At 67.5% G+C, this 24,668-nt stretch carries 27 protein-coding genes, 1 tRNA gene and 1 pseudogene; 15 read left to right on the top strand and 14 right to left on the bottom strand.

What is annotated here, in order from left to right:
• Positions 1-32: 32 nt before the first annotated feature.
• The 3 genes from ACZ5QD_RS06410 (at position 33) to ACZ5QD_RS06400 (ending at position 1,896) form a co-directional block, all read left to right on the top strand.
• Positions 33-296: a hypothetical protein gene (locus tag ACZ5QD_RS06410; RefSeq protein WP_045537997.1), complete on the top strand. Its 264-nt coding sequence runs from the start codon at positions 33-35 to the stop codon at positions 294-296.
• 71 nt (positions 297-367) lie between these two features.
• Positions 368-441: transfer RNA gene (locus ACZ5QD_RS06405), tRNA-Pro, on the top strand.
• Between the two features lie 102 nt (positions 442-543).
• Positions 544-1,896, top strand: coding sequence for an ApeA N-terminal domain 1-containing protein (locus ACZ5QD_RS06400; RefSeq protein WP_375003997.1), 1,353 nt, complete (start codon positions 544-546; stop codon positions 1,894-1,896).
• 43 nt (positions 1,897-1,939) lie between these two features.
• On the opposite strand, the gene ACZ5QD_RS06395 is transcribed toward ACZ5QD_RS06400, so the two are convergent.
• Together ACZ5QD_RS06395 and ACZ5QD_RS06390 are read right to left on the bottom strand one after the other, a co-directional pair.
• Entirely contained in the window at positions 1,940-2,476 is a 537-nt protein-coding gene (locus ACZ5QD_RS06395) for a hypothetical protein (protein WP_006895126.1), read from the bottom strand.
• Positions 2,477-2,567: 91 nt separating this feature from the next.
• The gene (locus tag ACZ5QD_RS06390) at positions 2,568-3,119 is read right to left on the bottom strand and encodes a phage major capsid protein (protein WP_081598069.1); all 552 of its coding nucleotides are present in this window, start codon (positions 3,117-3,119) and stop codon (positions 2,568-2,570) included.
• Position 3,120: 1 nt separating this feature from the next.
• On the opposite strand from ACZ5QD_RS06390, the gene ACZ5QD_RS06385 reads away from it, so the two are divergent.
• From ACZ5QD_RS06385 to ACZ5QD_RS06375, 3 genes are all read left to right on the top strand, one after another.
• Complete coding sequence (locus ACZ5QD_RS06385; protein WP_231650261.1) at positions 3,121-4,005, top strand: AMP-binding protein; 885 nt, start codon at positions 3,121-3,123, stop codon at positions 4,003-4,005.
• 92 nt (positions 4,006-4,097) lie between these two features.
• Entirely contained in the window at positions 4,098-4,940 is an 843-nt protein-coding gene (locus ACZ5QD_RS06380) for a 3-hydroxyacyl-CoA dehydrogenase family protein (RefSeq protein ID WP_045538900.1), read from the top strand.
• Positions 4,941-5,014: 74 nt separating this feature from the next.
• Positions 5,015-5,461: a nitroreductase/quinone reductase family protein gene (locus ACZ5QD_RS06375; protein ID WP_045538898.1), complete on the top strand. Its 447-nt coding sequence runs from the start codon at positions 5,015-5,017 to the stop codon at positions 5,459-5,461.
• Positions 5,462-5,477: 16 nt separating this feature from the next.
• Here the strand turns inward: ACZ5QD_RS06375 and ACZ5QD_RS06370 are convergent, their stop codons facing one another.
• The 3 genes from ACZ5QD_RS06370 to ACZ5QD_RS06360 all read right to left on the bottom strand — a co-directional run bounded on the left by ACZ5QD_RS06370 (position 5,478) and on the right by ACZ5QD_RS06360 (position 7,802).
• On the bottom strand, positions 5,478-5,777 hold the full coding sequence (locus tag ACZ5QD_RS06370; protein WP_045538890.1) for a hypothetical protein: 300 nt from the start codon (positions 5,775-5,777) through the stop codon (positions 5,478-5,480).
• A complete protein-coding gene (locus ACZ5QD_RS06365) occupies positions 5,774-6,376 on the bottom strand; it encodes a recombinase family protein (RefSeq protein WP_045538888.1) in 603 nt (200 codons plus the stop codon). The genes ACZ5QD_RS06370 and ACZ5QD_RS06365 overlap by 4 nt, the downstream gene beginning before the upstream one ends.
• Before the next feature lie 391 nt (positions 6,377-6,767).
• Positions 6,768-7,802 (bottom strand): NAD-dependent epimerase/dehydratase family protein, encoded by a 1,035-nt coding sequence (locus ACZ5QD_RS06360; RefSeq protein ID WP_045538886.1) that lies wholly within the window; start codon positions 7,800-7,802, stop codon positions 6,768-6,770.
• A 209-nt stretch (positions 7,803-8,011) separates the two neighbouring features.
• Between ACZ5QD_RS06360 and ACZ5QD_RS06355 the strand changes: the two genes are divergently transcribed.
• A complete protein-coding gene (locus tag ACZ5QD_RS06355; RefSeq protein WP_045538884.1) occupies positions 8,012-9,922 on the top strand; it encodes a potassium transporter Kup in 1,911 nt (636 codons plus the stop codon).
• Positions 9,923-9,941: 19 nt separating this feature from the next.
• On the opposite strand, the gene ACZ5QD_RS06350 is transcribed toward ACZ5QD_RS06355, so the two are convergent.
• Positions 9,942-10,535, bottom strand: a complete 594-nt coding sequence (locus tag ACZ5QD_RS06350; RefSeq protein ID WP_045538882.1) for a hypothetical protein — start codon at positions 10,533-10,535, stop codon at positions 9,942-9,944.
• 179 nt (positions 10,536-10,714) lie between these two features.
• Between ACZ5QD_RS06350 and ACZ5QD_RS06345 the strand changes: the two genes are divergently transcribed.
• Positions 10,715-11,152 (top strand): hypothetical protein, encoded by a 438-nt coding sequence (locus tag ACZ5QD_RS06345; protein WP_045538880.1) that lies wholly within the window; start codon positions 10,715-10,717, stop codon positions 11,150-11,152.
• Positions 11,153-11,157: 5 nt separating this feature from the next.
• On the opposite strand, the gene ACZ5QD_RS06340 is transcribed toward ACZ5QD_RS06345, so the two are convergent.
• Positions 11,158-12,015 carry an EamA family transporter gene (locus ACZ5QD_RS06340; RefSeq protein ID WP_045538878.1) on the bottom strand — a complete coding sequence of 286 codons (858 nt, stop codon included), beginning with the start codon at positions 12,013-12,015 and terminating at the stop codon, positions 11,158-11,160.
• 43 nt (positions 12,016-12,058) lie between these two features.
• On the opposite strand from ACZ5QD_RS06340, the gene fdhD reads away from it, so the two are divergent.
• Positions 12,059-12,895, top strand: a complete 837-nt coding sequence (fdhD, locus tag ACZ5QD_RS06335) for a formate dehydrogenase accessory sulfurtransferase FdhD (protein WP_062367687.1) — start codon at positions 12,059-12,061, stop codon at positions 12,893-12,895.
• A 12-nt stretch (positions 12,896-12,907) separates the two neighbouring features.
• On the opposite strand, the gene ACZ5QD_RS06330 is transcribed toward fdhD, so the two are convergent.
• From ACZ5QD_RS06330 to ACZ5QD_RS06320, 3 genes and pseudogenes are all read right to left on the bottom strand, one after another.
• Positions 12,908-13,660, bottom strand: coding sequence for an amino acid ABC transporter ATP-binding protein (locus tag ACZ5QD_RS06330; protein ID WP_006895113.1), 753 nt, complete (start codon positions 13,658-13,660; stop codon positions 12,908-12,910).
• Positions 13,657-15,120, bottom strand: a pseudogene (locus tag ACZ5QD_RS06325) (ABC transporter permease subunit). Before ACZ5QD_RS06325 ends, ACZ5QD_RS06330 begins: the two are co-directional and overlap by 4 nt.
• A gap of 25 nt (positions 15,121-15,145) precedes the next feature.
• Positions 15,146-15,571, bottom strand: a complete 426-nt coding sequence (locus ACZ5QD_RS06320) for an NUDIX hydrolase (RefSeq protein ID WP_045538894.1) — start codon at positions 15,569-15,571, stop codon at positions 15,146-15,148.
• Between the two features lie 135 nt (positions 15,572-15,706).
• Here ACZ5QD_RS06320 and ACZ5QD_RS06315 point away from each other — a divergent pair, with 135 nt between their 5' ends.
• A complete protein-coding gene (locus ACZ5QD_RS06315) occupies positions 15,707-17,281 on the top strand; it encodes an ATP-dependent DNA ligase (RefSeq protein WP_464367186.1) in 1,575 nt (524 codons plus the stop codon).
• Between the two features lie 3 nt (positions 17,282-17,284).
• Here ACZ5QD_RS06315 and ACZ5QD_RS06310 read toward each other — a convergent pair whose 3' ends face one another.
• Entirely contained in the window at positions 17,285-17,596 is a 312-nt protein-coding gene (locus ACZ5QD_RS06310) for a hypothetical protein (protein WP_039866854.1), read from the bottom strand.
• Positions 17,593-18,366, bottom strand: a complete 774-nt coding sequence (locus ACZ5QD_RS06305; protein WP_062367690.1) for a uracil-DNA glycosylase — start codon at positions 18,364-18,366, stop codon at positions 17,593-17,595. The genes ACZ5QD_RS06310 and ACZ5QD_RS06305 overlap by 4 nt, the downstream gene beginning before the upstream one ends.
• A gap of 44 nt (positions 18,367-18,410) precedes the next feature.
• Here ACZ5QD_RS06305 and ACZ5QD_RS06300 point away from each other — a divergent pair, with 44 nt between their 5' ends.
• Positions 18,411-19,541 (top strand): alkaline phosphatase family protein, encoded by a 1,131-nt coding sequence (locus ACZ5QD_RS06300; RefSeq protein ID WP_346076498.1) that lies wholly within the window; start codon positions 18,411-18,413, stop codon positions 19,539-19,541.
• A 2-nt stretch (positions 19,542-19,543) separates the two neighbouring features.
• Here ACZ5QD_RS06300 and ACZ5QD_RS06295 read toward each other — a convergent pair whose 3' ends face one another.
• Complete coding sequence (locus ACZ5QD_RS06295; protein WP_062367692.1) at positions 19,544-20,077, bottom strand: hypothetical protein; 534 nt, start codon at positions 20,075-20,077, stop codon at positions 19,544-19,546.
• Positions 20,078-20,204: 127 nt separating this feature from the next.
• Here ACZ5QD_RS06295 and ACZ5QD_RS06290 point away from each other — a divergent pair, with 127 nt between their 5' ends.
• From ACZ5QD_RS06290 to ACZ5QD_RS06280, 3 genes are all read left to right on the top strand, one after another.
• Complete coding sequence (locus ACZ5QD_RS06290) at positions 20,205-20,711, top strand: M15 family metallopeptidase (RefSeq protein ID WP_082781327.1); 507 nt, start codon at positions 20,205-20,207, stop codon at positions 20,709-20,711.
• Between the two features lie 78 nt (positions 20,712-20,789).
• The gene (locus tag ACZ5QD_RS06285; protein WP_006895104.1) at positions 20,790-21,524 is read left to right on the top strand and encodes a hypothetical protein; all 735 of its coding nucleotides are present in this window, start codon (positions 20,790-20,792) and stop codon (positions 21,522-21,524) included.
• 26 nt (positions 21,525-21,550) lie between these two features.
• Positions 21,551-22,546, top strand: a complete 996-nt coding sequence (locus tag ACZ5QD_RS06280) for a glutathione S-transferase family protein (protein ID WP_464367185.1) — start codon at positions 21,551-21,553, stop codon at positions 22,544-22,546.
• Positions 22,547-22,586: 40 nt separating this feature from the next.
• Here the strand turns inward: ACZ5QD_RS06280 and ACZ5QD_RS06275 are convergent, their stop codons facing one another.
• The gene (locus ACZ5QD_RS06275; protein WP_375004002.1) at positions 22,587-24,089 is read right to left on the bottom strand and encodes an MFS transporter; all 1,503 of its coding nucleotides are present in this window, start codon (positions 24,087-24,089) and stop codon (positions 22,587-22,589) included.
• Positions 24,090-24,144: 55 nt separating this feature from the next.
• Between ACZ5QD_RS06275 and ACZ5QD_RS06270 the strand changes: the two genes are divergently transcribed.
• A complete protein-coding gene (locus ACZ5QD_RS06270; protein ID WP_082084014.1) occupies positions 24,145-24,660 on the top strand; it encodes a MarR family winged helix-turn-helix transcriptional regulator in 516 nt (171 codons plus the stop codon).
• Positions 24,661-24,668 lie beyond the last annotated feature (8 nt).

Below are 24,668 nucleotides of genomic sequence, written 5' to 3'. Positions count from 1 at the left end.
GTAGTGCTCGGGCGCTGTGGCACAATTCCGGCATGTTGATCATCGGAATCGTCCTCTGGGGCATGCTCATCGGTGCTGCCGCCCAACTGATCCTCGGAACCGGCCGCAAGGGGCTCAACTGGGGCATGGCTCTGGCCTCGGGCCTCATCGGCTCATTCGTGGGCGGACTCTTGATCAGCCTGATCGCCGGTGACGGTATCGAGTTCCGTCCCAGCGGCATCATCGGCTCCATCATCGGGGCTCTGATCGTCTCCGCGATCTGGATCGCGGTCGACCGTCAGCGCGCCGAAAAGTAGCCGTACGCAGGCGATTAGCAGTCTGGCCGTCGGGTGAGCTAAGGTGAATTCGCTTCGCCAGGCGGAGCAGACGGGCTGTGGCGCAGTTTGGTAGCGCACTTGACTGGGGGTCAAGTGGTCGCAGGTTCAAATCCTGTCAGCCCGACGTCGTGACCAGCACTTATGTGCTGGTCACAGTCGTGTGTGCCCTCTACGTGCCCACTCTTGCGCGTCAATCCGCAATCTTCGTCCGTGCTTTGATTACGCGGTGGACAAGAAGGTAGATGAGACTCTCGGTGGAACTATGGGTCATTTTTGGGTAGACCTGGCGACCTACAACCGAGCCGACACCTCCTGGCAAGGGCATGCCGAGCAACAGGACGACTACCTCGCCATTCGGACTATCAAACGACCCGACGAGGGACTCCCACAGCCGGGGAGTACTCCCATGCCAGACGCCGTTTATGGCGCTACTGAGGTCGGCGGGACGGTTGCCTACGACATTCGAAGTGTCCCCGAGAACAGCGTAATGGGGGGTAACAAGATCTCTGTACGCTCCTACCTCGCGCGCGGATTCGTTGTCGGTGTTGACCCGAGCGAGCTAGCCAGTGCGAAGGTTGTCTCGATCACCGCGAACTTCTATGGACTTGTCATGTGGAGCGGAGCGAAGGGCGCTCACATCGACTACGACCGGCAGCCAGACGGCCGGGTCAACACAATGACCTACACGGTTCGCCGGGTGACTCCGATCACTGCGGAGATCAGCGACCGGCGGACCCTGGAGATTGGTGTCAGTTGGGAAGCTAGCGAGCGCCAGTTCGATCAGTTCTCGGCGTCGACACCACTGACATTCACCATCACCAGATCTAGGCCCGGTACATGGTATGAACTCATTCGCCCGGTGATTGCCTTCCAGGATCTAATCAACTTGGCCTACGACGCTTTCGTCCCGTGCGTCGGCGGTTCGCTAGTCCCTCACTACCGGAAGGACGTTGAGCCGAGCAAGGGTGCGCTGTGGAGCAATTCGCTCATGGACGTTCCCGAGGGGGTAAAGCGTGCCTCGGAGAAGTCCGAGCGGCCGGCCTTCTCACTCGGGGCAATTGGTGGTGCGCCAGGCGTGCGGCGATGGCTGTTGTTGGCTGAGACGCATCCCCGCGCGGTGGGGCCGTTGACCAGCGCTCGCCGATTCGGCATGACGACGGTCGAGGTCGAGCTAATGAACATCGCCGTCGCTATCGAGTACTGGGTCGGAGCGTGCAAGAAGGAGTCGACTACGAGGCCGAAGTGGACCAAGGTCAAGAACAAGGGGTACGCCGAATTGCTGGCTATGCACGTTGGTTCAGCGTTCCGGAAGTTCGTCGGTGGTGATGAGTGCAAGTGGGCGCGTCTGTTCTGGGACCGATACACAGCTCTGAAACACGACCCATTGGTTTCGTATGACTCGTACGAGGTTTCGACCCTGATGAGGAGCGGACGGATACTCCTGATGTGTGCTCTACTCAACCGGGTAGCAGGTTCTAAAGCGCCCACGAGGTGGATCTGTCAGTCCACCCAGTTCTATCACTTGGGCGAGCGCACGCGGGACCTCATGGCGAGTAATCCGAAGCTCTTTCGGCGGTAGCGCGTTACCTCACAGGCGTGGTGATCCCGGCCGCGCATGACGGTCAGGCCACGCCGGGACAGAACTCGTGTTTCTGGCGCCGCGCGCCGGTGACGGCGTGGAGTCCGACGGGTCCGCCTCCGCTGAGTCCGGCCGATGCCGGAGTGAGGGCGGCCATGTCGGCGCCGATGCCGGTGTGCTGGCCGGCGGAGTGCCGTGGAGCTCGTGGTGGGTTCGGCCGGCGTCGGGTCGGTGCCGACGCCCCGCCCTGGCGCCGGCGGGCGGCCATGTTGGCCTCCGTGGCCTGGGCGCGGTTGGTCGGGAGTGCTCCGCCGGCTCGCTGCGCAGACGTCGCGCGCTCTCCGCTGGTGCCGTGTTGGCGGTGGAGACGGGCTAGTGAGACTTGGGGCCGGGCGGCTCGGTCGTCGGGGATCTGGCCCCCGTTGCGGAAGTTCGGAATCTGGCCGCCATCGCGGAACGGGGAGATGCCAGCGGAACTGAGATCGACGTCCCCAACGAACGGTAGGTTCTTCGCCAGCCAGGTGACTCGTGATCCGCTCCACTCCATGCCGAAGTGCGGGATATGGTCCATGATGCCCACGGCGTGAATCTCCTTGTGTTGAAACGGAACCGAGGCCCAGGCGCCGCGCGGCGGAGTGCGGAACCTGGGCCTCGGAGTCAGAGGGTCATTGTCAGGCGGCGGTGCCGACCTTGACGATGGCCTCGGGGCGGTAGACGCTCACGCCGAACCGGCCCTCGACACGGACGCGGGTCTGGTTGCGCTCGAACAGTTCGCCCGAGGTGTCCCACTCGATATCGACGGCCGCGCCCACGACGTCCACGCTCACTGCCGACGGGTCCAGGACCACGGCTGTCTTTGCCGGGAGCGCGGTGGTCAGGACCGCGCGGAGTCCCCACAGCTCACGTTCCATGAGGTCAATCGGGACGACTCGGAATGCGATGGCGTCGTCCGAGGTGGCCAGGAGTTCCACGGCCTCCCAATCGGCCGGGGAGATGAACAGGACGCTCGGCTCGTAGCCGAGGGTTTCCTGGGCCGTGATGGCCTTACGGATGGACGTCAGGGCGTTGGTGGCGAACGCCTGGATCTGCACGCCGCTGGTGTTGAGGAGTCCGGTCAGGTGGGCGCCGGTGCCGTCTCCGCCGATCACCTCGACCTCCAGGGCCTTGTCCAGGCCGTAGACGAGAACTGTACAAGACCGGCGGCGAGCTCGTGGCGCCGGCATCGTGTTCACCGTCGTTCTCGGCGGTACCGCCGTGCACGTCGACCGATGGGACCCGGACTGGGGCGTGCAGGTGATCCGGGAGGAAGGGGTGACCACCTTCTTCGGCGCACCCACGTTCCTGCAGGACATGATGCGCACCGATCTCGCCGGTGATGCGGACAACCCGCTCTCGTGCCTGGTGATCGCCGGATCGTCGGTACCGCGGAATCTGCCGGTCCAAGCCGCGGAGGCTCTCGGCGCCTACGTGGCTCCCGCCTGGGGGATGACCGAGTGCAGCATCCTCGTCTCGTGTACGCCGAAGGAGTCGGACGCCATTCTGCGCACCGACGGGTCGGTCTTCGAGGGCTCGGAGATGCGCGTGGTCGATGTCGACGGCAACGAGTGCCCGGCCGGAGTGGTCGGCGACCTCCTGATGCGGAGCCCAGGTGTGGTCTACGGCTACTTCGACCGACCCGATGCCACAACGCGAGACTATCGCCCGGGACTGTGGTTCTCGACCGGCGACCGAGCCGGCATCGACGAACACGGCTGGATCTCCCTGTCGGGACGGAGCAAGGACATCGTCATCCGGGGCGGCGAGAACGTCCCGGTGACCGACATCGAGTCGTTGATCTTCGACCACCCCGACGTGTTGAACACGGCCGTCATCGGCATTCCCGACGAACGGCTCGGTGAACGTGTCTGCGCGGTGCTCGTGATGAAGGACGGCCGGCCCGCGCGCACGCTCGCAGGGCTGTCGGAATACCTTCTCGCGCAAGGGCTCTCGAAGCACTACCTCCCCGAACGTATTGTCACGCGCGGTGAATTGCCGATCACGCCCAGCGGCAAGATTCAGAAGTTCCGACTGCGGGAATCGCTGACTGACGGAGTCGGTGGCGCGGGCTGAATCGACGCGCCATGTCATGTATCGACGACTACATCGAGGTGCTGCGGAACTCCCGCAGGCCGGACCAGACCATGCAAGAGACGGAGACGAAGATGAGCTTGCCCACCAGGGTCGGGGTGTACGGAGGCGGACGGATGGGAGCCGGGATCGCGCACGCCTTCCTGTGTTCCGGCACCGCGGTCACGGTGATCGAAGCGGACGACTCCGCCGCCGACCGCGCTCGCGATCGGATCGCTTCGAGTCTGACCAAAGCGGCGGAGAGGGGCGTGCTCGCCGATTCCGTCGACGACGTACTTCGCCGAGCCGACGTCACCACCGGCGCTGAGAACCTCGCCGAATGCGGACTGGTCATCGAGGCGGTGCCGGAGATCGTCGAGGTCAAAGCGGAGGTCCTGGCGCGCATAGAGAAGACCGCTCCGCTCGCCGTCGTGGCGACCAACACCAGTTCGCTGTCGATCGACGGTCTGGCCGATTCACTCACCTCACCGGAGAAGTTCATCGGTCTGCACTTCTTCAACCCGGTGCCGGCCAGCGACCTCGTCGAGATCGTCGTCGGCACGAAGACGTCCGAGACACTGGTCGCCGATGCTCAGCAGTGGGTGCGCGACATCGGGAAGACCGGTATCACCGTCACGGACTCGCCGGGGTTCGCTTCGTCGCGGCTCGGAGTGGCGATCGCACTCGAGGCGATGCGGATGGTGGAGGAAGGTGTCGCCTCCGCGGCGGACATCGACACGGCGATGACCCTCGGCTACAAGCATCCCACCGGACCCTTGCGCACTACGGACATCGTCGGACTCGACGTCCGTCTCGCCATCGCCGAGCATCTCGCCAAGGAGATCGGACCGAGGTTCGAGCCGCCCGCGATCCTCCGTGACAAGGTGGCAGCCGGGCATCTCGGCCGCAAGACGGGGCAGGAATTCTACGAATGGTGACCTGTTCGGTCGGTTGAGCGGTCATCCATGACTGCCGAGGGCGCTGCACGCGCCGTTCCGGCACAATGGGCCGCATGAAGCTCTCTGACACGACCGCGTCCGCCGGTGCCTGGGTTCTGGAGAACGGTCATCGCGCGCTCCTGGCGATCACCGGCGGACGCTTCCCGAAACGGATGCTGGGGATGCAGACTCTTGAGCTTCACACGATCGGAAGGAAGTCGGGGCAGCGCCGGTCGACGATGCTCACGGCACCGATCTATTCGGCCGATCAGATCGTGGTCGTCGCCTCGAAGGGCGGACACTCCGACCACCCCGACTGGTACAAGAACCTCGCAGCGAACCCCGACGTGGAGGTGACTGTCGACGGTACGACGACGTCATGGACCGCGCGACGGGCGAGCGCCGAGGAGAAGTCGCGGCTGTGGCCGTCGATCGTGAAGATCAACCCCGGCTACGAGGGCTACCAGCGCAAGACCGATCGGGACATCCCCGTGGTCATTCTCACGCCGCGCGGCAGGTAAGACCGACGCGAGGGTGTCAGGTGGTGCCGTGGCGAAGGAATCCGTAGAGGCCGGCGCGGTAACCGCGCTGATAGCTCAGGTCGTCGTCGGGGTCGGTGCCGTTCTCGAGAACTGACGCCGCGTGGTGCCGCGCCCACGTCTGCGGAAGGCTCGACAGGTAGGCGAGCGACTCGTCGAACCCCTGCTGGAAGAGGTCCGGATCGAGGCATGCGTCGAGTTCCGGATCGACGAGCGGATACGACGTCGGCAGACGCGTCACGGTGGCGTGACCGCTGAGCGGCGCGGTCGTCTGAGGGTCGGCGGAGTGAGCGGTCATCGGCGGGTTCGTCTTTCAGCGAGGGTTCGGTACAGGGTGGCTCGGCTGACTCCGAGTTCGGCGGCTATCGCGGGTACGGGATGGCCGGCGGCACGCATGCGCTCGGCGGCGGCGGCTTGGGTCTCGTCCAGCGCGCGGGGCCGGCCGACGCCGGAAGCGGCGTGGGAGCGCCGATGCGGAGACCGACGGTGTTCCGATGTCGGCTCCTCGTCGTCGAGCTCGGCGAGGGACGCCAGGACACCGACGATCATCGCTCCGGCGGGGTCTGCGGTATCGACTCCCTCGCGCAGCGACTGCAGTCCGATCCGCCGCCGAGTGAGTTCGCGCGCACTCGAGAGCACTTCGCGTGCGGTGCGGCCCAGTCGGTCGACGCCGACGACGACGGTGGTGTCTCCGGGCCTCGCGTAGTCGAGCAGCGCTGCCCAGCCGGGGCGCTCGGAGGAGGGGGTACCGGCGCCGGACCTGTCGCTGTAGATCCGCGACGGTTCTACGCCGGCATCGGTGAGCGTATCGATCTGTGCCTCGAGTCGCTGAGACCCTCCGGGCGCTCGTGCATAGCCGAGTCGGTACCCGGCGCCGACGGCCTCATCGTCTCTCATGTCTCACAATGTATCGCAAAAGTGGCGGGTCTTGGTTTTGCGACACTCCCGAATTCGAGTGGTTCGCTCAGGCTGGTCGAGCGAGCGCAGTGGGGGCGGGGTCGTTCCTGCGGTGGTGGCGGTTCATTTCGACTCGCTGCGCTCGCTCAATAAGCCTGAAGATGAGGCCTGACTGGGTCGCGCTCGCTCAGTGAGCGCGAAGATTGGGCCTCGCGGGGTCGCTCGCAGTAAGCCTGAAGATCAGCCTGGCGGGATCGCTCGCTCACCAGACCTCGTCGCAATAATAATTTTGCGACTGTCGCATAATGGTGAGATGCGAAAACGCTGCTCGCCTCGCCCGGGTGGGGGCGAGACGAGCAGCGCGGGAGTTCTTGGAGGGGCTGGGGCGGGGTCAGCCGACCGGGGTGGGGAGGACCGACTCGAACGCGCGGCCCGACCGGGGGCGCGCGGAACCCATCTGCTTCGAGTCGCACAGGAAGGAGACGAGGTCGGCGAGAGTGTCCGCGGACGGCCGCGGCTCGTAGCCGAGCTGTGTCCGTGCCTTGCTGATGTCGACGACGGGTTGGGCGACCAGCGCCGCGATGGACGCACGCGAGACGAGGTCGGAGCCGAACAGATGGCTGATCGGTTCGGCGATGGGGACCACCATGTTCAGCAGACGCAGCGGTACGGCGAACAGCGGGCGGAATCGCCCGCAGAGCTCTGCGACGGCGCGCATGGCCTCGAAGAGGCAGACCTGTTCACCGCCGAGCAGGTAGTTCTCGCCGGTGGCGCCGTGCGCGGCGGCGAGGGTGAGGCCCTTGGCCACGTCACGGACGTCGACGAGATCGAAGTTGCCCTCGACGAACAAGGGGACTCTGCCCTGCGCCGCGTCGCGCAGCATGCCGTTGATGCGTGAGAGTCCGTGGTCGACGGGACCGTAGACACCGGTCGGATTGCAGATCACGGCGTCGAGCCCGTCCGCGATCACCTTGCGCAGTTCCTGCTCGCCCGCCCATTTCGATCGGTCGTACACCGGGAGCGCGGGATTCTCCGAGCGCGCGGAGTTCTCATCGACGATCCCGTTGTCGGTGTACTGGTCGAAGGAGTGAATCGAGCTGCAGTGGACGAAGCGTCGCACACCGGCGGCGAGCGCGGCTCGAGCGGTGGATGCGACGCCCTGTGTGTTCACTCGCCAGGCGAGTTCGTCCTGCTGTTTGAGGGTGATCATCGCGACGAGGTGATACACGGTGTCGACGCCGTCGAACGCGGCGACGAGTGCGTCGTGGTCGAAGATGTCGGCGGCGGTCCAGGTCACCTGCGGGTGATCGAGGCCGTGCGCCGGCGACACCCGGTCGATGGCGACGACGTCGTGCCCGTCGGCGACCAACTGGTTGACCAGGTTGGTTCCGACGAATCCAGCAGCTCCGGTGACGGCGACCTTCATGTGCATCCTCATTCTCGACGTGACAGACCACAGTGCCCGGTGATCTGGCGTGCCCCGTCCCAGCAGACTAGAACACGTTCTAATTTGCACGAGGCTATCTGGCCCGCTCACCGCCGCGCAAGGGTGTCGCGGATTTGTCGTCCGCGCCGGGGGTTCGCACGTGCCGTTACCGGCCCCGTCTGCGCGCGGTCCGGGGTACTGTCCGAGGAATGTCTGAACAGGCAGTGCGCGCGGTGCGACCGCTGCGAGCGGCGATGGTCGTCGGTGCACTCGGCGTGGTGTTCGGAGACCTGGGGACGAGTCCGATCTACACCGTTCAGACGGTCTTCGACCCGAGGGACCCGCACCCGATCGCGCCGACGTCCGACAACGTCTACGGCGTGGTCTCGCTGATCTTCTGGTCGGTGATGATCATCGTGACCCTCACGTATGTGCTGCTCGCCATGCGCGCGGACAACGACGGCGAAGGCGGGATTCTCGCTTTGATGACCCTCCTGAAACGGTGGGTGGAACAGATCGATCCGCGGACGTTCATCGTGCTCTCCGCACTCGGCATCCTCGGAGCCGCACTCTTCCTCGGGGACAGCATCATCACCCCCGCGATCTCGGTGCTGTCGGCCGTCGAGGGCCTCAAAGTGGTCGATCCGGAGCTGCATTCCTGGGTGGTCCCGCTGACCGCATTGATCGTCTTCGTGCTGTTCCTCGCCCAGCGGTTCGGCAGCGGCGGCGTGGGTCGCTACTTCGGGCCGGTGATGGCGGCGTGGTTCGTCGTCATCTCGGTGCTCGGAATACACGGAATCACAGCCGAACCCGGCATCCTGCGCGCACTGTCGCCGACCTACGCGGTCCGTTTCGTCGCCGGTCATTTCCACGTCGCGTTCTTCGCGCTGGCCGCGATCGTGCTCGCCGTGACCGGGGCCGAGGCGCTCTACGCCGACATGGGCCATTTCGGGCGCAGACCCATCTCCACCGCATGGATCCTGATCGTCGCGCCGGCCCTGACACTCTGCTATCTCGGTCAGGGCGCCCTGGTGCTTCACGACGTCCGCAATCTGAGCGCGCCGTTCTTCCTGCTGAGCCCGCAGTGGGGGCAGATCCCGCTCGTGATCCTGACGACGATGGCGACGGTGATCGCGGCGCAAGCGGTGATCTCCGGTGCGTTCTCCGTCGCCTCGCAGGCGGCTCGTCTCGGCTACATGCCTCGTCTACGCCTGGTGCACACCTCCGACCGCGAGTACGGGCAGGTGTACGTTCCGTGGCTCAATTGGTTCCTGATGGTCTCGGTGATCACCCTGGTGTTCGCATTCCGCAGTTCCGACGCCCTCGCCTACGCGTACGGCATGGCGGTCACCGGGACCATCGCGATCACCACGATCCTGTTCTTCGTCGTCGCACGGCACCGTTGGCGGATCCCGTGGTGGCTGCTGGCGCCCGCCGCGGCCGCACTGTTGACCGTCGACTTGCTGTTCTTCGCGGCGAACATCACCAAGTTCGTCCACGGGGCGTGGCTGCCGTTGGTCATCGCTCTCGCTGCTTTCGCGATCATGACGACGTGGCGGCGCGGTCGCCTGCTGGTAGCGGCTCGTCGATCGCTGCTCGAGGGCCCCGTCGACGAGTTCCTCCAATCGCTGCGGTCGGGGGAGCGCGAGGTCGACGTGGTGGACGGCACGGCGGTCTTCCTCAATCGCGACCCGGCCAGCGCACCGCTCGCGTTCCGGGCGAACGTCGATCACAACCGTGTCCGGCACCGGCAGGTCCTCTTCGTGTCGGTGGAGGTCGCTACCGCGCCCCGCGTCGATCCTGCGGCGCGGGTCCGCAGAATCGACCTCGGTGCCGACGACGAGGGGATCAGCGCCGTCGTCGTCCGCTTCGGGTATGCCGAGCCGCCGGACATCCCGGCGACTCTCGGTGCGCTCCGTGACCTTCCGGTGGGTGTGGACCCCGCGGCGGTGACGTACTTCCTGTCGACTGTGGAGTTGCGTCTGAGTGACGAACCGGGCCTGGCGGGCTGGCGCAAGCGAGTGTTTCTGGCGAGTTCGCACGTGTCGTCGGACGCGAGTGACTACTTCCGGCTTCCGCGCGAGCAACTCGTCGTGATGGGGGCACGGATCCCGGTGTGACGCAGGCGGCCTCGGCCGGTCAGCTCAGCGCGATGACCCCGCCCGTCGGCGTCGAGGTGGGGCTGCTGCCGCCGCCGATGTCGCGGGCGATCCACACACCCGGCGTGAGCTGACGGTACTCATGGAGGCTGACCGGCTCACCGAGGAAATCAGCCGAGAAGTCCGCGGCGTAGACCGGCCGACCGTCGACGCGCGAGACGGCGGGAACCACCTCGGCTCCGGCGTCGGTGCCCCAGACGTAGTTCTTGTACACCCAGGGGCGCCCGCCCCGTTCGGTGAAGGTCAATGCGTCCCCGAGGACACTCTGGGTGCGAGTGAGGGTCTTCGCCGCATCATGGGGCAGTGTCCGGCCCCGAAGCTGGAACACCGGGAGCAGGGAGAGCTTCTTCTTCCCGAGGGGACGAACGCCCAGCGGCGCATCGGCGAACAACCCGAGGATCTCCTCGGCGGTGCAGTGTTCCATCAGGGAGGTGACCGTTCGCGTGGCGTTCCCCGGATCGACGACGCACGTGCGCGCCGGCGCGGCCGACGCGGTGGCGGGCGAACCGAGGAGTGATCCGACGGCTGCGATGATCGCGACGATTCTGATTCTTGTCGTACGTTCAAATGACACGAGGACATTGAACAGTGCGCAAAGCGGTCGAGCAATCCGAATGTCCCGACATTTCGTCGCCGGCTGATTACTTTGGTCCCTAGATTTCTGCCGCTCTCATGCACTTACCTTGTCCTGGGGTGAAGTCTCCAGTGCGGTCGAGGGATCGGCATCACTGCAGGGAGTGAAGGTGGGTTCTTGTGGCGGTGCGGACGCGGACAGCGAAGTCGGCGCAGGTGGATCGGCGCATCGCGAGGCGCGACGACGTGCTCGTCCTGGCATTCGCCGCCGTCGCGCTGGCGGGGGTGCTCATTCACGACCGCGTCGACATGCCGGCCACGCCTCTGCTCAGCGTCACCAACATGTTTCCGACCGCGGTCTACCTCGGTCTCGGACTGCTGGGCTTCGTTCCACGAGCTCGTGCCGCGTCGAGCTGGCTGCTCTTGATCTGGGCGTGGATCCTGGTGGTCGCATCACTGATCGGCCTCATACCGCAGAGCAACGCAGTCTCAGGGCCGCAGAATCCCAACGTGCACTACGTCTTCCACATCATCTACGCAGCGTGTCAGCTGCCGCTGATCGTCGCGCTGGTGCTGCGGCTCAATCGTGACGCCTCGGCCGTCACCACATCCCGCTGAGACACTCACCGCGCGGCTGTGAGGACAACGCCCGCGCTCGCCGTGACGACGAGTGCGATGGCGACGAGCTGACGTGAGTCCAGCGACTGGTCCAGAACCACGAAGCCGGCGAGAGCGGCCACCGCGGGGCCCAGACTCGACAGCACGCCGAACACGCGCGTCGACATCCGTTTGAGTGCGGTGAACTCCAGGGCGTAGGGGATCACTGAGGTCAGCACGGCCACGCCGCCGAACGCCGCGAGCAGGCCCGGGTCGTCGGCGACCGCGGGCGCCGCTTGGAACAGTCCGATCGGGACGATCACCCCAGCCGCGACCAGCATGGCCGCCGACAGGCCGTCGACGCCGTGCACCCGGGTTCCCAGTCGGGCCGAGCCCACGATGTAGACGCCCCAGCAGAGGGCGGCCATCGCCGCGAATCCTGCTCCCCGGACATCGAAGGCAGCGCCGCCGTGCACGCCGAGCATCGCTATCCCGAGCGCGGCGAGCGCGACCCACAGGGCGTCGATCAGGCGCCGGCTGCCCGCGGCGGCGACGGCCAACGGTCCCATCAGCTCGACGGTGACCGCGACGCCGAGCGGAACGCGATCGATCGCCAGATAGATGAACAGGTTCATTCCGCCCAGGCCCAGACCCAGCAGCAGCACGCCGAGCCACGTGCGCCGCGGCCAGCTCAGCACCCGTGGCCGGACGAGAAGGGCCAGGATCAGCGCGCCGCACCCGAGTCGCAGGGCGGCGGCGCCGAACGGTCCCACCCGGTCGAACAGCGAACCGACGATCGCGTTGCCGAACTGGACGCTGAACACCGCAGCGACCACCAGCGCGCTCGGCGGCACACGAGGCAGGGGATCGGGACGGGTCTGCACGGTGGGGACTCTATCGGCCGGCCCAGCGGATACCCTGGCGGAGGTGGGAAGGATTACCGCCCGATGGCCGGTGACGAAGGTGCGGATCGGACACGAGCCGCGGCGTCGTCCCGACCGACTCGCGGTGGAGGAACCACTCGAGATCCGGATCGGCGGACGGCCGCTGGCGGTGACGATGCGGACACCGGGCACCGACGTCGAACTCGCGGCGGGATTCCTCGTCTCCGAAGGGGTCATCACCCGTGCCGAGCAGTTCCGGGCCGCGATCCACTGCGGCGGGCCGGGCACCGGCGGCACGGAGAACACGTACAACGTGCTCGACATCGCACTCTCCGCGGACACCCCGCCGCCCGGACCGGCCACCGCGCGCGACTTCCTGACCACCAGCGCATGCGGAATCTGCGGCAAGACGAGCATCGACGCGGTGGAGACCTCGTCGGCGTTCGACCTGCGCGGAGACGAGACGACGGTGCGACCGTCGCTGCTCGTCGAACTGCCGGAACGTCTGCGCGCCGGACAGCGAGCCTTCGACAGCACCGGCGGACTGCACGCGGCGGCGCTGTTCGACGCCGAGTCGGGTGAGTTGCTGACCCTGCGAGAGGACGTCGGCAGGCACAACGCCGTCGACAAGGTGATCGGGTGGGCGCTGACACGCGACCGGCTGCCGCTGCGCGGAACCATTCTGCAGGTGTCGGGCCGGGCGAGCTTCGAACTGGTGCAGAAGGCGGTGATGGCCGGCATCCCGATGCTCACGGCGGTGTCGGCGCCGTCCTCGCTGGCCGCCGAACTCGCCGAGCGGTCGGGACTCACGCTCATCGGCTTTCTCCGCGGCGATTCGATGAACGTGTACACCGGCGCCGCTCGGGTGGCGCCGGCCTGACCGCTGCCGGATCTAGATCGGGTCGGTGAGACGACGCAGAAAGGCAGCTGTCCGCTCGTGCTCGGGAGCGCCGATGACCTGCTCCGGTGCGCCGCGTTCCACGATCACGCCGCCGTCGACGAACAACACTTGGTCGGACACCTGGCGGGCGAACGAGATCTCATGCGTGACCACGACCATGGTCCAGTTCTGTGCCGCGAGGTCGCGGATCACCCGCAGGACCTCGCCGACCAGTTCCGGGTCGAGTGCCGACGTCGGCTCGTCGAGCAGCAGCACCTTCGGATTCATCGCGACGGCGCGCACGATCCCCACCCGCTGCTGCTGACCGCCGGACAGTTGAGCCGGGTAGTCGTCGGCGCGGTCGCCCAGGCCGACGCTGTCGAGCAACCGCTGCGCATCCGCGGTCGCGTCAGCCACCGGCCGTCGCTGCACCACCACCGGTCCCTCGATGACGTTCTCCAAGACCGTCTTGTGGGGGAACAGGTTGTGGTTCTGAAAGACGAATCCGCTCTGGCTCCGATAGCGGGCGATGTCGGACTTGGCGTAGTCGCCGGCGAAATCGATCGTCACGTCGGCCACCCGGATCACACCGGTGTCCGGTACGTCGAGCGCATTGAGCGACCGCAGAAGGGTGGTCTTGCCCGATCCGGAGGGGCCGATCACCGCGGTGACCGACCCGGAGTCGACGCTGAACTCGATGCCGCGCAGCACTTCGTTGTCACCGAAGGCCTTCGTCAGACCATCGACCTGGATGAGTGCGGTCATGTCGGGATGAACCTTCCGAGACGGGTCTCGAGGACGCCCTGCAGCATCGACAGCACGAGGCACACGATCCAGTAGTAGACCGCGGCGGTCATGTACAGGGCGAAGAACTCGAAGGTGGGCGCGGCGGCTATCTGCGCGACGCGCAGGAGCTCCGTCACCAGGATCGTGGAGGCGAGTGAGGTGTCCTTCACCAGTGAGATGAGCGTGTTCGACAGACCGGGAACCGCGATCCGCGCCGCTTGCGGGAGCACGATGCGGCGCATCGTGGTCGCGTAGTTCATGCCGATGGTCGCGGCGGCCTCGCGCTGGCCCTTGGGAACCGACATGATCGCGCTGCGGATGATCTCGGCGGCGTACCCGCCGACGTTGAGCGAGAAAGCGATCGCGGCGGCAGGCAGCGGCGGCACTTTGAATCCGAGCTCGGGCAGCGCGTAGAAGATGATGAACAGCTGGACCAACAGCGGGGTGCCCCGGATGATCGAGACGTAGATCCGCGCGAGTCGCGAGAGAATCGGGTTCTCCGCGAGCCGGGCGAGTGCCACGACGAGCGCGATCGCCAGGCCGATCACGAAGCTCACCGCCGCGAGCGGGATGGTGGTGGTGAGCGTGGCTTCCGCCATCGGTCAGAGGTTTCTCCCGATCAACTCCCAGGTGCTCTCCGGCGGCTGTGCCCGCGGGCCGCTGCCGCTGGCATCGGCTTTGAGGTACTTCTCTGAGATCGCCGTGAGCGTGCCGTCGGCCCGCAGACGGTCGAGCGCGTGGTCGATCTTCGGTATCAGCGGACTGCCCTTGGCGGCGGCGAAGGCCTGGTCGCTCGTCTGCCCGGTCTTGGCCGAGATCGTGACCGACGAGTCGCCGGTCTCGGCGAAATACGCGTACACGGCGATGCTGTCGTTGACCGTCGCGTCGACCCGGCCCTGCCGAAGCAGTGTGATCGCCTGGGTGAAACCCTCGACGGTCTGCACCTGTGCACCCGCGTCGCGAGCGACTTGAGTCCAGTTGCTCGTCGCCGTCTGGGCGACGGTGCGGCCCCTCAGATCGTTCAACGACCGGATCGACGAGTCGTCCGCCCGTGTCACGACCACCCCTTCGCCGACGGCGTACGGGCTGGACAACGCGTACTCGGCTCGCCGCTCCGGAGTGATCGTGACCTGATTGGCGACCACGTCGAATCGATCCGCGCCGAGTGCTGCGAACAGCGAGTCCCAGGGAGCCTCCACGAACTCGGCCCGCATGCCCATCTGATGCGCGACGGTCTCGGCCACGTCGACGTCGTAGCCGGAGAGTCGACCGGTCGCGGGGTCGTGGAAGCTGAACGGCGCATAGGTGCCCTCGGTTCCCACTCGGAGCACGCCTTCGCCGCTACGCCCACCGTCGGGACCGCCGCATCCGCCCACCACTGCCACTGCCGCGATCAGCACTGCCAGTAGCAGCGCCGGGGCTCGCGGTCGGAGGCTCATAGGGGGAGTAAACCCCGCCGGCCGATCAGATGGGACCCTTTGGCGCCACCTGGTCCGAGGGTGGGATTCCGGCGGCACGCAGATGCGCGCGGAGCCGGCCGACGAGCGGTGCACGTTCGAGTTCGTCAGCGGTCATCCATCGTGCGTCCTCGGCGTCGTCGCCCGCGCGCAGCTCGCCGCCGATCACCGTCGCGGCGAAGTCGTGGATCTCGAAGGTCTCCGCGTCGCTGTAATCGATGATCGCGCACCAGAGTTCCCTGCCGATCACCGCCTCGAGGCCGGTCTCCTCCCGGACCTCACGTGCGGCAGCCTCGGCGAGGGTCTCGCCGGCCTCGACATGTCCGCCCGGTACCGACCAACGTCCCTTCTCCGGTGCGTGACCGCGTTTGACCATCAGTATTCGTCCGCCGTCGTCGACGATGACCGCGCCCGCGGCCAGCACTGGATCCATCCTCACACCGTAGATCTCCGCGTGGTCGTGCGGATGTCTCCGCGTCACAGCGGGTTGCTCGTCGCAACGCCGGTCCGTTGTTCTGACGGTGCGCGACACCTCCGCGGGCGGGCGCGCCCCACTATCCTCGGTGGAGTGACCGCACGGCGACAGCAACGCACAGGACTCGACGCCGTCGTGCAGACGGCCGTGGACGTGACCGCCACGAGGTCTCGCAACGCCAAGACACAGCGGATCGCCGATCTTCTCCGAGCGCTGTCGGCCGATGAGATTCCAGCGTCCGTCGGACTGTTGCTGGGCCGCCCGCGTCAAGGCCGGCTCGGAGTCGGCCGGCGTGCCGCTCATGCCGCTCGCACCGAACCGGCGGCGACCCCGTCGCTCACCGTGAGCGATGTGGACGCGGCGTTCACGACGCTGGCGAACACACGCGGTCCCGGTGCGGTGCGCACCCGGGCGGAGGCACTGCACGCCCTGATGTCGCGTGCGACCGCCGACGAACAGGACTATCTGATCCGGGTGCTCACCGCCGAGATGCGGACGGGTGCGCTCGAGAGCGTGGTCACCGATGCGGCCGCGATCGCGTCCGGTCTGCCGACCGCAGTGGTGCGCCGGGCGGCGATGCTCTCCGGGGACCTCGGTACCACTGTCCGTCAGGCGTGTGCGGGATCCGACCTCACCGCAGTCGGCCTCACGCCGGGAGTCCCGGTCTCGCCGATGCTCGCCTCCACGGCCGAGTCCGCGTCGGCCGCGGTCGCCGAAACGGGGGAGGCCTCCGTAGAGGCGAAACTCGACGGCGCCCGGATCCAGGTGCATCGCGTCGGCGGCGCGGTCACCGTCTACACGCGCAGTCTGGCCGACGTCACCTCCCGGGTCCCCGAACTCGCCGAACTGGTGTCCGGGTTCCCCGGCGGCGACCTGGTCCTGGACGGCGAGACACTCGCTCTCGATCCCTCGGGTGCGGCGCGGCCGTTTCAGGAGACGATGAGTCGCTTCGGCTCCGGCGGCGGCACCGCATTGTCGGCGTGGTTCTTCGATGTGCTCTACGCCCGCGGCGAGAGCCTGATCGACTCACCGCTGCGGCGTCGGCGGCGGGTGCTGGCCGAGATCGTCGGGGAGCGGATGATCCGCGGGATCGAGGTGACCGGTCCCTCCGCCTGCCACCTCGCCGAAGACTTCTTCGCCGCGGCGGTCGGCACCGGCGACGAGGGGGTCGTGGTCAAGTCGCTCGACTCGACGTACGCGGCCGGGCGCCGTGGCAGTCACTGGATCAAAGTGAAGCCCGTGCACACCTTCGATCTGGTCGTGCTCGCCGTCGAACAGGGATCGGGACGGCGGCGGAGGATGCTGTCGAACCTGCATCTGGGCGCGCGGGATCCGGCGGGGCGATTCGGTCCGCCCGGTGGATTCGTCATGGTGGGTAAGACCTTCAAGGGACTCACGGACGAGCTGCTGCGATGGCAGACCGCGCATTTTCCGACGATCGCCGTCGACACTGCGGGCCATGTCACCGCGCTGCGGCCGGAGACGGTGGTGGAGATCGCGATCGACGGCGTGCAGCGGTCATCGCGCTATCCGGGCGGGGTCGCCTTGCGGTTCGCGCGGGTGAAACGCTATCGCGTCGGGGCCGACGCCAAGCCCGCCGCCGAGGCGGACACGATCGACGCGCTGCGCGATCTGCTCGATTCGAGGGCGTCCGACGCGATGCGGTGACCGTCAGTGCGGCGTCACGACTCGGACCGGGAACAGCACGGTGCGCTCGACGACACGATCGCGCTCGGCGCTCCGGCTCGTCCGGCGCGGATCTGCGAGGTAGGCCTCCAGGGCCGCCTGATCGGGCAGACCGATCAGCTGCGTCTCGTCGGGAACGTCGGCGGTGCCGGAACCGAGCGCGCGAGCGAGAAGCACCCCGCCGTGATCGGGTAGCAGGGCGAGGACCTCGTCTTCATAGGCCGACAGATCGGCGGCGAGGCCGGGCCGGGCCCAGAGTTGACAGCACAGTTCGACGGGTTCGGGATCGGTGGTCATGTCCTCGACGTTATCGGTGCCGTCGAGCCCGGCGGCGTGGCTGCGGCCTTCGCGTCCAGCAACACGGTTTCGAGCATCTCCGGCGTCAGCCGCCCGGTGAAGGTGTTCTGCTGGCTGACGTGGAAGCATCCGAGAACGGTGAGACGCCGGCCGTTCGGATGGTCGATCACCACGCGGACGCCGTGCCCGAACCGCGGCCGTGGACGCGGCACGATCCAACCGCCCTCGGAGAGGGACGACAGCAGCGCCTGCCAGCCGAATCCGCCGAGTGCGATCGCCACCCGGACGGTCGGTGCCAGCAGTTCCAGTTCCCGCGACAGGAATGGCGCACACCGGCGACGTTCATCGGGCGTCGGCTTGTTGGCCGGCGGAGCGCAGTGCACGGGCGACGTGATCCGGGTGTCGATGAGCCGCAGGCCGTCGTCGGCGGATACCGCACGCGGCGCTGACGCGAGTCCGACGGCGTGCAGTGCGGCGAACAGGAAATCGCCGCTGCGGTCGCCGGTGAACATCCGGCCGGTGCGATTGGCGCCGTGCGCGGCCGGAGCCAGCCCGACGACGAGGATCCGTGCGTCGTCCGGTCCGAAACCGGGAACGGCGCGACCCCAGTACGTCTGGTCGCGAAAGGCCGCGCGTTTGACGGTGGCGACCTCTTCGCGCCAGGCGACGAGCCGCGGACAGGCCCGGCACTGTGCGACCAGATCGTCCAACGCGGTCAACGTGCGGGCACTGGCCGCCCGATCGGGCGCGGATTCGGGGCGCGGCGCCATGGACTCCACCGTAGTCGGGAACCGCGCCCGGCATAGTGGGAGCCATGCGTCATACCCTCGCCGACATCCTGCCCGCGGTGTCCGCCGCATTCGACGGCGCCGAGACCGAGGGGCTCGAGGTGGCCCCGGCTCGTGACATCGCCGTCCTCCTGATCGACGGACTGGGAGCCGAACTCCTGCGGCGGCACGGCGACGTGGCACCGACTCTGACGGCGCACCTGCGGACCACGTTGGCAGCCGGGTTCCCCGCGACGACGGCCTCGAGCATCTCGAGTCTGGCGATCGGAGCACCCTGTGCCACACACGGGATCATCGGATACAGTTTCGCGCTGCCCTCCGCCGCCGGACCGGAGAACTTCAACGCGCTGCGCTGGCGGACCGGCAGCGCCGAAGGGCCGGATGCGAGAACCACCCATGTGCCGGAAGACGTTCAGCCCGTGGAGAGTTCGGTGCAGCGGCTGGCTCGGAGCGGTGTCGAGGTCCACTACGTGGTGCCGGGCTATCAGATGCGTTCGGGGTTGACGCGGGCGGCGTTCCGCACGGCCGGACGACTCCACCCGGCGTCAGATCTCGACTCCGTGCGCGACGGACTCCTCGATTTCGCCCGGCACACCGATCGCGGGCGCCGATTCGCCTACGCCTACTTCCCGGACCTCGACATGCACGGGCACGTCGCCGGGCCGGAGTCGGCGCAGTGGCGCGCCGTGCTCGGCGCGGTCGACGCAATGGTCGCACAGCTGATCGACGACCTGCCCCCGACGTGCACCCTGCTGATCACCGGCGATCACGGCATGATTCGTGCGGGGGCGGCCATCGACCTCGAGGCGGATCCCGAACTGCGCCGCGATGTCCGCCTGGTCTCCGGCGAAGCCCGAGTGCGGCACGTCTACTCCGACCATCCGGACGCCGTGCGTGACGTGGCCGATCGATGGACCGGGGCACTCGGCGAGCACGCCCGCATCGTCACTCGCGAGCAGGCGCTCGACGAACACTGGTTCGGTCCCAGGCCTCCGGTGCCGACGATCGAGTCCCGGATCGGTGACGTTCTGGCGGTGGCGCGAGGAACGAGCGTCCTCGTCTGTCCCACCGCTGAGCCCATGGAGTCGACGATGGCCGGTCATCACGGTGCCTGGACCGACGATGAACAACTGGTGCCGCTGATCTCGAATCGGTGAGATCAGTCGGAGTAGCGGTGCGACCAGCCGATCGCGCGGAGCTCGCCGACCGGTCCGGTGACGGTGGTGATCGACTGATACTTCGGGGTGGGCGGTCGTCCGCGCGACTTGCGGGTCATCGGGACCACCAAGCCCTGAGGCGTTCCGTTTCGACTCCAGTCCTCGCTCACCAGGAATGATTCGGGAAGCCGGTCGCCGAGGAAGGCGTAGCGGGCGCTGCCGCGCTTGCCTTCGGTGGGACGATGCAACCGCTGCATGATCATCGTCCGGCTGTGCGCCCCCGGCTCGCGGATGAACCTCACGCGCTCGTACACCGGGACACCCATCGAGAACAGCGCGCCGTACGGAGCACTGGCGACGTCGTGCGGTGTGAGGGCCGAGGCGGCGGCGGGCGCCGCCGACGCCTCGGCCGGATGGACGGCTGCCGCCGCGCCGACCGCCAGGACGGCGGTGACCGCGGCGACACGGCGGCGTCCGCTGACGGGGCGGCGAGTGAAGGAACGACGATCACGGGCCTGGCGCGGCGAACCTGTCATCGGTCAACCGTCGCAGCTGCCGGGTTCGAGGGCAAGTACCCCGATACGCACGCTGATCGGCGTGTCGCCCGGTCCGTCGGAGGTCGACGTCTCGCATGCCGACCGGGTCCGTAGTAGGTTCGACCCCGTGATCCGAGTGCGAGTGACCGCTGCTGCGGCGGCCCTGGCGATCGCCGCATCCGCGGCGGTCGCGCCGGCCGCCCATGCCGATCCGGCGACGGCCCGGGCGAACTTCCTCGGCGTGTCGTTGGCCCCCGGCACCGCCGGACTCACGCCGCAGTTGGCGATCGCCTACACGCTCGCGCACCGTGAAGCGCGTGCCTCCGGGGTGGCGCTGTCGGTGACGTCCGGAAAGCGCTCGCGCGCGGAGCAGGCGGCACTGTGGCGGCAGGGCATCGCCGACTACGGCAGTGCCGCCGCCGCGCGCCGCTGGGTACTGCCGCCCGATGAGTCGACCCACGTCACGGGCGAGGCCGTCGATGTGGGACCGCGGTCGGGCGCGCGTTGGCTGCAGGCCAACGGCATCCGCTGGGGCCTGTGCCGGGTGTACGACAACGAGTGGTGGCACTTCGAACTGGCGGCGCTGCCCGGAACGGCGTGCCCGCCCAGGCTCCCCGACGCAGCGAGCCGCTGACCTGGTCTCGTCGGCCGCCGTGCCACGTGCGTGCGCGTGGACGGTTGCGGCTACGAACCTCTGGCCCAATAGGGAAGGATGAATGCCGTGTCGGAGAACCCAGACCACGAGAACGCCGTCCCTGAACCGTCCGAGGCGGGCGAACTGGACGACCGCGTCGTCGATGCCGACGCGGCCGATGTCGTCGAAGCCGTCGAATCGATGGAGGCCGCGCTCGGCGCCGGCGGGACCGACGATGGGTCCGCGGCGGACGTCGAGCCCGCATACCTGTCGTACGAGGAGTTCGGTCGACGGTTCTTCGAGCTCGCCGTCACCGAGGAACGGATCGGCAGCGCGTTCACCTCGATCGCGGGCGAGGAGTTCGAGGTCGGCCCGATCGGGTCGGGACCGGCAGGAGTGGTGAAAGTGCGGGCGATGGTGCGCGTCGCCGAACCGGAGATCGTCCGTGATCTCGGGCAGCTGATCACCTTCACGGTCAAGCTGCCGCTGCACATCGCGTTGACGGTGGATCTCAAGGTCGACCGCATCCGGTACGACGTCGACGGTCTGGTGACACTGCCGCTGACGGTCCGGTGCGCGGCGCCGCTGCAGGTGCGGATAGAGGTGGACCCACCGCGACCGCGCGACGTGTTCGTCGACGTCAGCTCGCGGAACGTCCGGGGCGAGATCATTCGCAATCTGGCTCAGGTGGACGACGAGATCCGCAGGGTCATCGCGAAGTTCGTGGAGACCGAGATCGACAAGCCGGCCATCCGCAAGGCCCGGTTCATCGACGTCGACGCCGAACTCGGCCGCGCGTTCGAAAGCATGTGACGCCTGTTCGGTGCCATGCTGGATAGATGACTGAGAACCGCTCGGGAGATCACGAGAAGTACGTCAAGGCAGATCAGCCGTACGAACGAGACACCAGGTACATCGAGACCCGGATCACGCGCGACGGCGCCGACGGCTACCCGGTGGAGGCCGGGCGCTACCGGCTCGTCGTCTCATACGCCTGTCCGTGGGCGAACCGGTCGATCATCGTGCGCCGGCTGCTCGGTCTCGAAGACGCGATTTCAATGGGTGTGTGCGGTCCGACGCACGACTGGCGGTCGTGGACCTTCGACCTCGATCCGGGCGGGGTGGATCCGGTGCTGGGCATACCGCGGCTGCAGGACGCGTACTTCCGGCGGATCCCCGGCTATGAGAAGGGCATCACCGTCCCGGCAGTCGTCGATGTCCCGAGCGGAGCGGTGGTCACCAACGACTTCCCGCAGATCACTCTCGACTTCGAGACCGAGTGGGTCGACTTCCACCGGGACGGGGCGCCCCGGCTGTACCCCGAGGACCTTCGCCGCGAGATCGACGAGGTGAACGCGGTGGTCTACCGTGACGTGAACAACGGCGTGTACCGGTGCGGCTTCGCCGGCTCACAGGAAGCCTACGACGACGCCTACGACCAACTCTTCTCCCGGCTCGACTGGCTCACCGAACGGCTGCGCACCCAGCGATACCTGGTCGGAGACACCATCACCGAGGCGGATGTGCGACTGTTCACGACGCTCGCGCGGTTCGACCCGGTGTATCACGGCCACTTCAAGTGCAATCGCGAGAAGCTCTCCGAGATGCCGGTGCTCTGGGCATACGCGCGCGATCTCTATCAGACTCCCGGCTTCGGTGACTGCACGAACTTCGACCACATCAAACGGCACTACTACCAGGTGCATCGCGACATCAACCCCTCCGGGATCGTGCCGAAGGGTCCGGATCTGTCGAACTGGGCCGAACCGCACGGCAGGGAGGCGCTCGGTGGCCGACCCTTCGGAGACGGAACACCGCCCGCCCCGCTCGGTTGAACGGGACGGGCGGTGTCGTCGAGGGGTGAACGCCAATCCCTCAGGCCACCGCCAGCTCCGCTGAGCGCGCCCGGGCGCGCGGAATCGCCAGCGTGATGAGCACACCGACGAAGGCCGCGGCCGCCCCGATGAGGAAGCACCAGCGGAAGGCGGAGTGCGTCGGAACCTGGTGACCGCCACCGAGATCGATGGTCGACGCAGCCAGAACCACCGCCATCACCGCCGACGACAGGGTGGTGCCGACCGACCTCATCAGGCCGTTGAGTCCCACCGCCGCCCCGGCCTCGGTGATCGGCACCGCGCCCATGATGAGCGTGGGCATCGCCGCGTAGCCGATGCCCACGCCGGCCGAGCCGATCACCGAAGCCACGGCGAGCTGCCAGGGAGCGTTCATCAGGAAGTACGCGGTGAGGTAGCCGACACAGAGGACCGCGCCGCCGATCGCGAGCGTGAGCTTCGGGCCGAGACGGTTGATGAGCATGCCGGAGATCGGGGCGAAGAGCATCATCATGATGCCGCCCGGAGCCATCCACAGACCGGTCTGCAAGATGGTCTGCCCGAAGCCGCCGACCGAATCCGGCACCTCGAGCATCGTCGGAACCACGATCGCCTGCGCCATCATGCCGAATCCGATGGCGATCGCCGCCAGATTCGTCAGCAGCACCGTCGGCTTGGCGGTCGTGCGCAGATCGACCAACGGATCACTGTGCCGCAACTCGAACATCGCCCACGCCAGGAGCACGACCACGCCGGCGGCGAGGAAGCCGAGGGTGGCGCCGGACGCCCAGCCCCAGTCCTTACCCTTCGAGACGGCGATGAGGACGCTGCACAGACCGGCCGCCATTCCGACTGCGCCGACTACGTCCAGTCGTCCACCGGCACTGTCGGCGACGTTCGGCACGATGACTACGACCAGGACGGTGATCAGCAATGCCAGTCCCGCCGAAGCCCAGAACAGCGCCCGCCAGTCCCAGGTCTGCGCGACCCAGGCCGACACCGGAAGTCCGATGGCGCCGCCGACGCCGAGCGTGGCGCTCATCGCGGCCACCGCCATCGAGGTCAGACGCGGCGGCGTCACCTCCCGCATCAGGCTGATGCCGACCGGGATGAAGCCCATCGACATGCCTTGGACGGCGCGTCCGATCAGCATCGGAACGAGTGTGCCGCCGATGGCGCAGATCAGCGAGCCGACGACGAGTAGCAGCGCGCTGGCGAGAATCACGCGCTGCTTGCCGTACATGTCGCCGAGGCGCCCCGCGATCGGCATAGCCACGGCGCCGCCGAGCAGCGTGGCGGTGATCACCCACGACGCGTTCGAGATGGACGTGTGCAGCAGTTGCGGTAGTTCGGGCTGAACCGGGATGATCAGCGTCTGCATCAGGGATGCGACCAGACCGCCCAGACAGAGGGTGATGACGATACCGAGTGCACCGCGGTCGCCTGCGGTTTCGTCCGACGCTGCGGCGGCAGGGGCGTCGGCCGGCGCGGGCGCGGGGTTCACATCGTCGGCGGTCGGATCCGCCGTACCGGAGGGGGAGGACATTCAGAGGCCTTCGTTTCAGTGCGGAGCATGCGAGAACAACCTATGTAAGGTACATATGCGTCGTGCACACCCCAAACTCGGGGCTGTGTGCGGTCCAGTCGAGAACGAGGTGAGAACGGTAGACGGAGGCGAGCCCACCTGGCCGTCCCAGGTGCATCGGGACGTGGTCGAAGAACTCCTGCGGTTGCGTCGCAGACGTGACGAGGTCGACCCGAAGGCGATTCTGGACGCATCCGCGTTTCATATCCTCTGGCTGCTGTCGGACGGCCGCGCGCGGACTCTGCGTGAACTGAGCCACGATCTCGCGCTGGAGCAGTCGACGGTGAACCGGCAGGTCAACGCGGCGATCAAGCGCGGATACGTCGAGCGCTTCCCCGTCGACGGGCAGGTCAGTCGGATGCACCGGCCCACCGCGGCGGGGATGGAGGCGCTCGAACACGACGGTAGACGACGTGCCGATCGGCTCAATCGCGTCTTCGCCGATCTCGCTCCCGGCGATCCCGCGATTCTGCTCGCTCAGCTGCGGGCGTTCAACGACGCGTTCGAGCGCCAGGGTGTCGACGCGGACTGACGCAGGGC

The sequence above is a fragment of the Gordonia sp. J1A genome, assembly GCF_055393515.1.
This window is presented reverse-complemented; position numbering and strand designations above follow the sequence as displayed.

Coding starts and splice junctions, on each gene's coding strand:
- ACZ5QD_RS06410 (WP_045537997.1), top strand. CDS start 33: ATGTTGATCATCGGAATCGTCCTCTGGGGCATGCTCATCGGTGCTGCC.
- ACZ5QD_RS06390 (WP_081598069.1), bottom strand. CDS start 3,119: ATGCCGGCGCCACGAGCTCGCCGCCGGTCTTGTACAGTTCTCGTCTAC.
- ACZ5QD_RS06380 (WP_045538900.1), top strand. CDS start 4,098: ATGAGCTTGCCCACCAGGGTCGGGGTGTACGGAGGCGGACGGATGGGA.
- ACZ5QD_RS06375 (WP_045538898.1), top strand. CDS start 5,015: ATGAAGCTCTCTGACACGACCGCGTCCGCCGGTGCCTGGGTTCTGGAG.
- ACZ5QD_RS06370 (WP_045538890.1), bottom strand. CDS start 5,777: ATGACCGCTCACTCCGCCGACCCTCAGACGACCGCGCCGCTCAGCGGT.
- ACZ5QD_RS06365 (WP_045538888.1), bottom strand. CDS start 6,376: ATGAGAGACGATGAGGCCGTCGGCGCCGGGTACCGACTCGGCTATGCA.
- ACZ5QD_RS06360 (WP_045538886.1), bottom strand. CDS start 7,802: ATGAAGGTCGCCGTCACCGGAGCTGCTGGATTCGTCGGAACCAACCTG.
- ACZ5QD_RS06355 (WP_045538884.1), top strand. CDS start 8,012: ATGTCTGAACAGGCAGTGCGCGCGGTGCGACCGCTGCGAGCGGCGATG.
- ACZ5QD_RS06330 (WP_006895113.1), bottom strand. CDS start 13,660: ATGACCGCACTCATCCAGGTCGATGGTCTGACGAAGGCCTTCGGTGAC.
- ACZ5QD_RS06320 (WP_045538894.1), bottom strand. CDS start 15,571: ATGGATCCAGTGCTGGCCGCGGGCGCGGTCATCGTCGACGACGGCGGA.
- ACZ5QD_RS06310 (WP_039866854.1), bottom strand. CDS start 17,596: ATGACCACCGATCCCGAACCCGTCGAACTGTGCTGTCAACTCTGGGCC.
- ACZ5QD_RS06305 (WP_062367690.1), bottom strand. CDS start 18,366: ATGGCGCCGCGCCCCGAATCCGCGCCCGATCGGGCGGCCAGTGCCCGC.
- ACZ5QD_RS06300 (WP_346076498.1), top strand. CDS start 18,411: ATGCGTCATACCCTCGCCGACATCCTGCCCGCGGTGTCCGCCGCATTC.
- ACZ5QD_RS06295 (WP_062367692.1), bottom strand. CDS start 20,077: ATGACAGGTTCGCCGCGCCAGGCCCGTGATCGTCGTTCCTTCACTCGC.
- ACZ5QD_RS06285 (WP_006895104.1), top strand. CDS start 20,790: ATGAATGCCGTGTCGGAGAACCCAGACCACGAGAACGCCGTCCCTGAA.
- ACZ5QD_RS06280 (WP_464367185.1), top strand. CDS start 21,551: ATGACTGAGAACCGCTCGGGAGATCACGAGAAGTACGTCAAGGCAGAT.
- ACZ5QD_RS06275 (WP_375004002.1), bottom strand. CDS start 24,089: ATGTCCTCCCCCTCCGGTACGGCGGATCCGACCGCCGACGATGTGAAC.
- ACZ5QD_RS06270 (WP_082084014.1), top strand. CDS start 24,145: ATGCGTCGTGCACACCCCAAACTCGGGGCTGTGTGCGGTCCAGTCGAG.